The sequence below is a fragment of the Roseateles sp. genome, assembly GCF_031397715.1.
In the GTDB taxonomy this organism is placed as follows: Bacteria; Pseudomonadota; Gammaproteobacteria; order Burkholderiales; family Burkholderiaceae_C; genus Paucibacter_A.
The window spans coordinates 1-10101 of sequence record NZ_JANNMI010000124.1 but is presented as its reverse complement, the minus strand read 5'-3'; the positions used below and the strand labels follow the sequence as shown (position 1 = coordinate 10101).

Below are 10101 nucleotides of genomic sequence, written 5' to 3'. Positions count from 1 at the left end.
CTGAACTTGGCCTGGTTGCCGGCAAAGCGCATCTCGATGGGCTGCTCATCCGCAGCGTCCTTGCCGCCGTCCTTCAGCAAACGCATCAGCTCCAGCACGGTCTTGCGTGGCAGGATGACTTCTTGCTTGGGGATCTCGGTTGCCAGCTCGGCCTGGGCCAGCGCCAGGCGGTGGCCGTCGGTGGCGACCAGCGTCAGGCTCTTGCCTTCGGCGACGAACAAGATGCCGTTCAGGTAATAGCGTATGTCATGCACCGCCATCGAGAAGTGCACTTGGTTGATCAGCTGCTTCAGCGTCTTTTGCGGCACGGCGAAGGCGGGGCCGAAGTCGGCCGCTTCTTGTACCAGCGGGAAGTCGTCCGCCGGCAGCGTCTGCAGCGTGAAGCGGCTCTTGCCGCCTTGCAGGGTCAGCTTGGAGGCGTTGGCGGTCAGCGAGACGGTCTGGTCGGCCGGCATCGAACGCAGGATGTCGATCAGCTTGCGCGCGCCGACGGTGGTGCTGAAGTCGCCCTCGTCACCGCCCAACTCGGCGGTGGTGCGGACCTGGATTTCCAAATCGCTGGTGGTCAGCTCCAGGCTGCCGCCATGCTTGCGGATCAGCACATTGGCCAGCACGGGCAGGGTGTGGCGCCTCTCCACGATGCCTGCAACCGCCTGTAGGGCGCCGAGCACCTTGTCTTGGGGGGCTTTCAACACAATCATGTCAACCTCTTTCCACTTATCTTTAGGACTTACGCAAAATCGCCCCAGTGTCGTTATGACGCCTTGCCGTACAGGGCGTACTGTCTGCGGCGTCATGCCTAGCTGGAACAATTTTGCGTCAGTCCCAATTTGGCTTGTTCTAACCGGGCCTACCGTGCTACGGCAGCGCCCCGCATTTTGACCTACTCCGAGTCTGATTCTTGACCCGCGCGGCGTAAATTGAAGTGCGGATCAACCCTTTAGCGTTTGCTCCAGCACATGCAGCTGCTGATTCAGCTCGGTATTCTTCTGGCGCTCACCGCCGATCTTGCGCACCGCGTGCAGCACCGTCGTGTGGTCGCGCCCGCCGAACAGCTCACCGATCTCGGGCAGGCTTTTCTGCGTCAGCTCCTTGGCGATGTACATGGCGATCTGGCGCGGCCGGGCAATGCTGGCCGGCCGCTTCTTGCTGTACATATCGGCGATCTTGATCTTGTAGAAGTCGGCCACGGTCTTCTGGATGTTCTCGACCGAAATCTGCCGGTTCTGGATCGACAACAAATCCTTCAGCGCCTCGCGTGCCAGCTGGATATTGATTTCCTTGTGGCTGAAGCGGCTGTAGGCCAAGACCTTGCGCAAGGCGCCTTCGAGCTCGCGCACATTGGCGCGCACGTTCTTGGCGATGAAGAAGGCGACGTCCTCGGGCATCGGCGTTTGTTCCGCCTCGGCCTTCTTGATCAGAATCGCCACCCGCATTTCCAGCTCGGGCGGCTCGATCGCCACCGTCAGGCCGGCGTCAAAGCGGCTGGTCAGGCGCTCATCGATATCGGCCAGGCCCTTGGGGTAGGTGTCGCTGGTCATGATGATGTGGGCGCGCTTGGCCAACAGCGCCTCAAACGCGTTGAAGAACTCTTCTTGCGTGCGCTCCTTGCCGGCGAAGAACTGCACATCATCGATCAGCAGCAGGTCGAGCGAGTGGTACTTGGCCTTCAGCTCATCAAAGGTCTTGCGTTGGTAGTTCTTCACCACGTCGGAGATGAACTGCTCGGCGTGCAAGTAAAGCACACGGGCGTCGGGCTTGTCCTTCAGCAAGGCATTGCCGACGGCGTGGATTAAATGGGTCTTGCCCAGGCCGACGCCGCCGTAAATGAACAGCGGGTTGTACATGGCGCCCGGCGCGCCGGCCACATGCAGGGCGGCGGTGCGGGCCATTTGGTTGGCGCGGCCGGGCACCAGGTTGTCGAAGGTGAGCGCGCTGTTGATGCGGTGGCGACTGGCGCTGGGGGCAAGGTTCTGCGGCTTGGGGCTGGCCGTTGGCCGTTGCTGCCCTGGCTGGGTCATGCCGCCCTCGGCTTGGGCGGCGGTGCCGGCTGGCGTGGGGTTGATCGAGACTGGGCGCAGGCCGTTGTGCAACACCTGGCCGGCAGCCATTGCCTGCGGACGAGTGGCGGCTGTTGCCGATGAGGTCGCTGAAGCGGCAGTGCCGGGCGCTGCGTCGCGTGTTGCCAGCGCCAAGTCCAGGCGAACCGGCCGATCGGCCAATTCAGACAGAATCGATTCGATGCGACCCGCGTATTGATTGCGGATCCAGACGAGCTTGAAGCGATTGGGTGCGCGCAGGCACACGACTAAGCCGCCCGCTGCGCCGTTGTCGATCACGACAGCGGGTGGCAAGGGCCGAATCCAGGTGTTGAATTGCTGCTCGGGCAGCTCTGCAATCAGTCTCTCGCAGCCGAGCTGCCAGAGGCTCGCGTGGCTGTTTGTATGACTATTTGTGTGACTGTTCGCGTCGCCGCTGGCGCTGAGGTCGGCGCTGGAACTTGCCGAAATTGTGTTGTCCGCCATCGGATCATCCGCACCAAAATTGTCTGCGCCCATTACATCAAGCATGTCTGCGCTCATTGTGGAAAACTTGTTCTGGAGCGGCTGGATTGTACGGGTCTAAAGCCAAATTCAGAAAGTTATCCACAGTTTTTTGGCGTGCAGAAGGCTGCGTGAACTTGCCTAAAAATGACTGAAGTGTTGACCGAGCCTCAATTCTTTGGTGTAATCGCGGGTTTCCCGGACGCTGGGTATGGCGGGGTAGGAATGTCTGGTCACGGCGCGCAAGAATTTGTGCGGTTTGCTCGGGCATCTATCTACGCAGCGCTGGCAGGCTTGGGCAGTACCTCACCGTTAGCGAAGGATCCACGACGTCACGTCAAGGATTTTTGCGCAGGCGACGTACGCTGAAGCAGGCGAGTGGATGCGAACGCACAAGCTGAAGCAGGCGAGTGCGTGCGAACGCATAAGCGGCGCGCCGGCTCGGTACACATCAGTGGCCGTCGCAACGTGGTTTTTGGCTTTGATTGAAATCGAGCCGGGAACTGCCCGACGACCGAGGTGCGGACCGTGAACCGCGCAAAAAATGCGCAAATCGCGCAAATCGCGCAAATCGCGCAAACGTCGCCAATCGTTTTGCAAGCCGGCGACTGATCGCCAACCAACGCTAAAGCGTCACCCGACGTCCTTAGACCTTCGCTAGTTCCGCCTAGATTACTGCCTAGATATTGCCTAAAGGGGCCCCATCATGAAACGCACTTACCAAGCCTCCAAGACCCGCCGCGCCCGTACTCACGGCTTCCTGGTTCGCATGAAGACACGCGGCGGCCGCGCCGTCATCGCCGCGCGCCGCGCCAAGGGCCGCAAACGCCTGGCTGTCTAAGTTCAGGGCGCTGAAGTCATGATCGGCCGCATCGTGCGATCGGCCGACTTTGAGCGCGTGCTGGCCAGCGTCAGCCGCGTGCGCAGCAGTCATTTCGCGGTGCATCACCTTGCCGCGATGCCCAGCGTTGCAGCTAAGCCTGCCAAGGTCTTATCCACCGCCGCAGCCAAGTTATCAACAGCTAACGCACAAGTCACCCACAGCCCTGTGGATGAAATGCCGCCGGATGCCTGTTGGTTGGGCGCGATCGTGCCCAAGCGCCATGCCAAGCGGTCGGTGACTCGCTCGCTGATGAAGCGCCAAATTCGCGCCGCCTTTGCTCAGCAACCCGCCCTGCCGCCTGGCTTGTGGGTGGTGCGTCTGCGCACGCCTTTCGACCGCAAGCTGTTCCCCAGCGCGGCGTCGGATGCGTTGCGGGCGGCCGTGCATGCCGAGCTTGTGCAGCTGGTCGGCCGCGTGCTGGCGCGCGCGAATTCCTGAGCGCCAAGGCAGCTCACACCATGCTCACCCACCTGGCTGCGATCCCCCAACGGGTATTGATTGCATTGGTGCGCGGCTATCGGCTGCTGCTGAGCCCATGGCTGGGCGCCTCGTGCCGCTTTGAGCCCAGCTGTTCGGTCTATTCGATCGAAGCGTTGCAACGCCACGGCGCTTGTGTGGGTAGTTACCTGACCGTCCACCGTATCTTGCGCTGCAATCCGTTTTGCGCGGGCGGCCATGATGGCGTGCCTGACAATGCGCCCGGCCTGTTCACCCGACTTGGGTGTGCGTCGGCGTCCCCTCCTCGAAACTCCAATTCAGAAGCCTCCTCATGACTGATATACGCCGCACCGTGCTGTGGGTGGTGTTCACCATGTCTCTCGTCCTACTGTGGGACGGTTGGCAAAAACACAATGGACATCCGTCCATGTTCAGCCCTTCCGCGCCCAAGGTGGTTGCGACTGTGCCGGCTGGCGCTAACGGTGCGACCGGCGTACCCAGCGCGAGCCCGGGCGCGGTCGCCGCGGGCCAGGCCGGCTTGCCGGCCGTCAGCGCGCCGCTGGCTGCGACCAGTGAAAAGGTCCACATCAAGACCGATGTGCTGGATGTGACGCTAGACACCCTGGGCGGCGACGTCACCCGGGTGGAGTTGCCGACCTATCTGACCGGCCCCGAGCCGGGCTTGTTTGACCCCATCCTGCAGGCGGTGGGCATCAAGGCCAAGCCAACCGCGCCGCAAACGCCCATCGTGCTGCTCGACAGCGTGGGCCAGAGCTACAAGGCCCAGACCGGCCTGATCGGCGGCCAGGGCGAACCGCTGCCTACGCACAACACCCTGATGACGGTGGCGCCCGGCGAGCGGGTGCTGAAAGACGGCGCCAATGAGTTGGTCGTGCGCATGGAGTCGCCCGAGCAGGGCGGCGTCAAATACATCAAGACCTTCACCTTCAAGCGCGGCGAGCATGTGATCGCCGTCAAGCACGAGATCGTCAACGTGGGCGCTGCCGCCGTGACGCCGCAGGTCTATGTGCAGCTGGTGCGCAACAACGTCGCCGGCCCCGGCGGCATGGCTTTTGCCCCGACCTTCACCGGCCCGGCGCTGTACACCGACCAGGCCAAGTTCCAGAAAGTCGAGTTCAGCGACATCGACAAGGGCAAGGTCGATGTGCAGAAGAACGCCAACGACGGCTGGGTCGCGATGGTCCAGCATTACTTCGCCAGCGCCTGGCTGCACAACGACAGCGCGCCGCGCGAGTTCTTCGTCACCAAGGTCAAGGGTGCGGTGCCCGATCAATATGCGGTCGGCATGGTGTTCACCTTGCCTGCGCTGGCATCGGGCGCCACCGCAACCCACGCCGACAAGCTCTTCGTCGGCCCGCAAGAAGAAGTCAAGCTGGCCGAACTGGCGCCTGGCTTCGAGCTGATCAAGGACTACGGCATCTTCGCCATCCTGGCCAAACCGCTGTTTTGGTTGCTTGAGAAGCTATACGGCGTGCTGGGTAACTGGGGCTGGGCCATCATTGCCCTGGTGGTGCTGCTGAAGATCGCTTTTTACTGGCTCAACGCCAGTGCTTACAAGAGCATGGCCAATATGAAGGCCGTCGGACCCAAGGTGCAAGCGATGCGCGAGCGCCTGAAGGACAAGCCGGCCGAGATGCAGCAAGAGATGATGCGCATCTACCGCGAAGAAAAGGTCAACCCGGTCGGCGGCTGCCTGCCGATTCTGTTGCAAATGCCGTTCTTCATGGGGCTGTACTGGGTGCTGCTGTCCTCGGTCGAGATGCGCGGCGCGCCCTGGATTGGCTGGATTGTTGACCTTTCGGTCAAGGACCCCTATTTCATCTTGCCGCTGCTGATGACGGCGTCCAGCCTGTTCCAGGTCTGGTTGAACCCGAAACCACCAGATCCAATGCAAGCCAAGATGATGTGGTTCATGCCGCTGGCCTTCAGCTTCATGTTCTTCGTCTTCCCGGCCGGCCTGGTGCTGTATTGGCTGACCAACAACATCTTGTCGATCGCCCAGCAGTGGATGATTAACAAGCAAATGGGCGTGCAAGAGTAGTTGACGCCTGCTGATTACAAAAAAGCCCCCAAGGTCTTACGCCTTGGGGGCTTTTTTCTGTTGCGACTGCAAACGCTCAACCTTGGGTGGCCCGCCTCTGCAAGGGCGGCGCCACATCGAAGCGCTGTGTTGGCTTGTCGGCTTTTTCATAAAGCCCCTTGACCTTGGGAAGATTGGCCTCGATGTCGCGGATGCGGGTCGGCCCAGCCGGGTGGGTGGACAGCCATTGCGGCGGCGCACCCTTTGTCGTTGCGCCCATTTTTTGCCACAGCGTGATGCCCGCAGTTGGGTCGTAGCCGGCCCGCGCGGCCAGCTCCATGCCCACCAGATCGGCCTCGCTCTCGTCCTCGCGGCTGAAGGTCAGCGTCAGCAACTGCCCGCCCATGCCCAGCACCGCATCGCCGACATTGCCCAGGCCCAGCAAGCTGGACAGCACCGAGGCGCCGACGCGCGTCGCCTGCGTCTTGGCCATGCGCTCGCGCGCATGTTCGCGCAAGGCGTGGGCGATCTCGTGGCCCATGATGGCGGCGACCTCGTCATCATTGAGCTTGAGTTTCTCCAGGATGCCGTAATAGAACGCGATCTTGCCGCCCGGCATCGCGAAGGCATTCAGCTGCGGGCTGTCGATCAGGTTGACCTCCCAGCGCCAGTCCTTGGCGCGCGGATTCCAGGCCTGCGCCTCGGGGATGAGGCGTTTGGCAATTGCGCGCAGGCGCTGCAGCTGCGGGTGATTGGCCGGCGCCAGCGCGCGCTGCTGATTGGCCTGGCCTATCATTTGCTGGTATTGCTGGGCGCCAGCCGCCTCGACCTGCTCGGCCGGCACCAATTTCGCCAAGGGGCTGGTCTTTCCGACCTCGACACCCTCGCGCGCCCAAGCCGGCAGCAGGGCCGAGACGCCGAGCAGGCCGGTGAACAGGCGGCGCGAACGCTGGACGCGGCCGCCATCAGCGTGGCAAGAACAGTGGCCGAAGCCGAAGGGTAGGGCTGAATCGCGGGAGTCAAAATCTTGCGGCATGGCTGGGCTGGTTGGCGGCACTTGACGACTATTCTGAGGCCTGTTTGAGAAGACATGCTGACACCCCTCCAAGGCAATGCGAGCCAGCAATGCGATATTGAGCAATATTCTCGATGAGTGCCGCGCCGGCTGTCCTTGCTCCTTGCCCCGTGCCCCCCCGCGCCGCGCTTGATCCTTTGACCCAGCTGTATCGACAGCACTAGGCTTGGCTGCTTGGCTGGTTGCGGCGCCGCCTGGGTCAGCCCGAGCCGGCGGCCGATCTGGCGCAAGACGCGTTCATGCCCCCGCAGCTCAGCACCATCGCCCAAGGCTCCCTGGTCAACCACCGGCAGGGCCGCGATTTGGAGGCCGTCCATCTGGAGGCGCTGGCCGTTCAGCCGCACGCTTTTCATCCTTCAGTCGAAAAGCGTGCGGCTACATTGAAGCTGCCGCTGGCGTTCGACCGCAGGCTGCAGGGCCTGGCCGAGCTGCCACTGTTGGCGTTTTTGCTGGCGCACGCGCCCGAGTATGGCTGGGTCTGAGCCGAGTGGAGGCGGTCTGGCCCAGCGCCGGCGCCGCCTGCTCAAGTGCAGCGCGACTTCTGCCCTGGGCCTGGGCTCCGTCGGCCTGTTGGGGGGCTCAGCAACACCATATCCGCTTGAGCCGGGGCGAACTGCTGCTGCACGCCCGCGCAAACAACTGGGCGCCATACACCCTTCCAGGGTGGCTTGCAGGAATACGCCGGCAGCTGCTTGTCTATGCGGCTGCTGGACGGCGGTGGCGCCGTGCTCTGAGTGTGTTCGAGGGCTGGGTCGAGATTCATCAAGGCCTGCGCATTCAGGCGCCAGCCGCAGCCTGCGCTGCGGCGTCGGCCGCAATGCTGTCTCGGGCCCGTTGTGCCGGCTGCGCGAAGCCTGGCGGCGCGGCTGGCTGGTGGCTGAGGACTTGCGCCTGGACGAGTTCTTGGACGAGTTCTCGCCCTACTACCCGGGCCGCCTGGATTGCGCACCCGAGCCGGCCACACTGCGCTTGGCCGGCAGCTTCCCGCTGGCCGACAGCGCCGCCGCCTGCCCGGTTGGATCCGCATCCTGCCGCGGGCTTCAAATCTTTGAGGCGGACGGTGCACTTTTTTTCGAGCGCCGGCTGGCATCAAGTTGGAAACTCCAGCCGATGAGCCCATCTATCAACATGATGTTGTCCCTGCCGCCGTCTCTGAAAAACCGAGCGCTGTGTCTGGCGCAGCAGACATCCGTCGCCTGCCAGCGCTACGAGATCGCGTCCGGGCAGGGGCTAGCCCGTATTGCTGCCCAGTCGAGCTTGCTCGTCGCCGCCGATGCGCGCTTGACCGGCGGCCGCCTGATCTAGTACTCGCTGTGCGACCTCAACCGGCTGGCCCATGTGACCGAGAAGATCAATGTGCCGCGCCCTCCATGGCTACTAAAACAGCAAGGTGCTCGAAAACTGGTCCGGGTCACCCTGTTTGTGATGATCAGCTGGCGCCCACTCAGCCAAAACCTCGGTTCAGGCTCATTCCTGGGTGGAAATGCAGTGGCAGTTCAGGCTCATGTCTCATTGGGCAAGGCGAAGACTTGTGTCTTAGGGCTTTTCTGAACTACAATCACAGGCTCTTCGGCGGGCCTTGCTGCGCAGTTCGCGCGGCCGAAGCATCATCAAGTGTTCCGCTTCACGCGGTGCACTCTGAAAATTCAGCGAATCCCTTCGGGTTGGCTGAGTTTGCAGGGGCTACACAGGGCTTGTACTCATCCTGAGTGCGTTTAAGCCGAAGCGTGTGACTTCAAACGGGAACAAGTTACTTATGCCAACAATCAATCAACTCGTGCGCCACGGTCGAGAGACCGAGGTCACGAAATCCAAGTCGCCAGCGATGCAGGGTTGCCCCCAGCGCCGCGGTGTGTGCACTCGCGTGTACACCACGACTCCTAAGAAGCCTAACTCGGCTTTGCGTAAAGTCGCCAAGGTGCGTCTGACCAACGGTTTCGAGGTTATCTCGTACATCGGCGGTGAAGGCCACAACTTGCAAGAGCACAGCGTTGTGCTGGTGCGCGGCGGCCGGGTTAAAGACTTGCCGGGTGTGCGTTACCACATCGTGCGTGGCTCACTCGACTTGCAGGGCGTGAAAGACCGCAAGCAGTCGCGTTCGAAGTACGGCGCGAAGCGTCCGAAGAACAAGTAAGACAAGCCCTATCGGCCCGGCACCATGCTGGCGCTCGATATTTTTCGATTCGTGTCGCCCTCGGGTTGACAGCAGATCGAGTAAGTGGATGCCCCAGAAGTCGGTGGCCATCCAACGGTGCAGGGCATATGCCCGTACCAACTGAAGCAAGAGGAAGAATCCCATGCCACGTCGTCGCGAAGTACCCAAGCGGGACATCCTGCCTGATCCAAAATTCGGTAATGTTGACCTGTCCAAATTCATGAACGTGATCATGGAATCGGGCAAGAAGGCCGTCGCAGAGCGCATCATTTATGGCGCTTTGGAGCAGATCGAAAAGAAGGCCGGCAAAGATCCGCTGGAAGTGTTCATGGTCGCCCTGAACAACGTCAAGCCAATGGTTGAGGTGAAGTCACGCCGTGTCGGCGGAGCAAACTACCAAGTTCCCGTGGAAGTTCGCCCCGTTCGCCGGATGGCTTTGGCCATGCGTTGGTTGAAGGAGTCGGCCCGCAAGCGCGGTGAGAAGTCGATGTTCCAGCGTTTGGCCAATGAGTTGCTGGAGGCCGCAGAAGGCCGCGGCGGCGCCATGAAAAAGCGTGACGAAGTTCACCGCATGGCTGAAGCCAACAAGGCGTTCTCGCACTTCCGCTTCTAAACTACCAAGTTCCGGCCGCCTCGGGTTAATACTAACCCGCTGGCGGCTCCTGCCTTTTTGGAGTGACATCATGGCACGTAAGACCCCCATCGAGCGCTACCGCAATATCGGTATCTCGGCGCACATCGACGCCGGCAAGACGACGACGACAGAGCGCATCCTGTTTTACACGGGCGTGAACCACAAAATCGGTGAAGTGCACGATGGCGCGGCCACCATGGACTGGATGGAGCAAGAGCAAGAGCGCGGCATCACGATTACGTCTGCTGCTACCACTTGCTTCTGGTCGGGTATGGGCAAGACTTTCCCAGAGCACCGTATCAACATCATTGATACGCCTGGCCACGTTGACT

Annotated in this window: 11 protein-coding genes and 1 pseudogene; 9 read left to right on the top strand and 3 right to left on the bottom strand. The window is 61.8% G+C overall.

Annotated elements, in window-relative coordinates:
- Together dnaN and dnaA are read right to left on the bottom strand one after the other, a co-directional pair.
- The coding region (gene dnaN / locus RMO57_RS05530; RefSeq protein ID WP_310384972.1) for a DNA polymerase III subunit beta at nucleotides 1–701 on the bottom strand (701 nt) is incomplete at its 3' end.
- Between the two features lie 231 nt (nucleotides 702–932).
- Nucleotides 933–2426 (bottom strand): annotated as a pseudogene (gene dnaA / locus RMO57_RS05525) (chromosomal replication initiator protein DnaA); the annotation flags it as partial.
- Between the two features lie 823 nt (nucleotides 2427–3249).
- On the opposite strand from dnaA, the gene rpmH reads away from it, so the two are divergent.
- From rpmH to yidC, 4 genes are read left to right on the top strand one after another with little or no spacing between them, the layout of a single operon-like run.
- Complete coding sequence (gene rpmH, locus RMO57_RS05520) at nucleotides 3250–3384, top strand: 50S ribosomal protein L34 (RefSeq protein ID WP_054021782.1); 135 nt, start codon at nucleotides 3250–3252, stop codon at nucleotides 3382–3384.
- 18 nt (nucleotides 3385–3402) lie between these two features.
- Complete coding sequence (locus RMO57_RS05515; protein WP_310384969.1) at nucleotides 3403–3864, top strand: ribonuclease P protein component; 462 nt, start codon at nucleotides 3403–3405, stop codon at nucleotides 3862–3864.
- A 20-nt stretch (nucleotides 3865–3884) separates the two neighbouring features.
- The gene (yidD, locus tag RMO57_RS05510; RefSeq protein WP_310384967.1) at nucleotides 3885–4199 is read left to right on the top strand and encodes a membrane protein insertion efficiency factor YidD; all 315 of its coding nucleotides are present in this window, start codon (nucleotides 3885–3887) and stop codon (nucleotides 4197–4199) included.
- The gene (gene yidC, locus RMO57_RS05505) at nucleotides 4196–5926 is read left to right on the top strand and encodes a membrane protein insertase YidC (protein ID WP_310384965.1); all 1731 of its coding nucleotides are present in this window, start codon (nucleotides 4196–4198) and stop codon (nucleotides 5924–5926) included. The genes yidD and yidC overlap by 4 nt, the downstream gene beginning before the upstream one ends.
- Nucleotides 5927–6002: 76 nt before the next feature.
- Here yidC and RMO57_RS05500 read toward each other — a convergent pair whose 3' ends face one another.
- The gene (locus tag RMO57_RS05500; protein ID WP_310384963.1) at nucleotides 6003–6941 is read right to left on the bottom strand and encodes a M48 family metallopeptidase; all 939 of its coding nucleotides are present in this window, start codon (nucleotides 6939–6941) and stop codon (nucleotides 6003–6005) included.
- Nucleotides 6942–7162: 221 nt separating this feature from the next.
- Between RMO57_RS05500 and RMO57_RS05495 the strand changes: the two genes are divergently transcribed.
- The 5 genes from RMO57_RS05495 to RMO57_RS05475 all read left to right on the top strand — a co-directional run.
- On the top strand, nucleotides 7163–7462 hold the full coding sequence (locus RMO57_RS05495) for a hypothetical protein (protein ID WP_310384961.1): 300 nt from the start codon (nucleotides 7163–7165) through the stop codon (nucleotides 7460–7462).
- Between the two features lie 352 nt (nucleotides 7463–7814).
- A complete protein-coding gene (locus RMO57_RS05490) occupies nucleotides 7815–8285 on the top strand; it encodes a hypothetical protein (protein ID WP_310384959.1) in 471 nt (156 codons plus the stop codon).
- Between the two features lie 451 nt (nucleotides 8286–8736).
- Nucleotides 8737–9114, top strand: a complete 378-nt coding sequence (gene rpsL, locus RMO57_RS05485) for a 30S ribosomal protein S12 (protein ID WP_058721899.1) — start codon at nucleotides 8737–8739, stop codon at nucleotides 9112–9114.
- Between the two features lie 163 nt (nucleotides 9115–9277).
- Nucleotides 9278–9748, top strand: coding sequence for a 30S ribosomal protein S7 (gene rpsG / locus RMO57_RS05480; RefSeq protein ID WP_310384957.1), 471 nt, complete (start codon nucleotides 9278–9280; stop codon nucleotides 9746–9748).
- 70 nt (nucleotides 9749–9818) lie between these two features.
- A partial coding sequence (locus RMO57_RS05475; protein ID WP_310384955.1) for a GTP-binding protein occupies nucleotides 9819–10101 on the top strand: 283 nt, incomplete at its 3' end.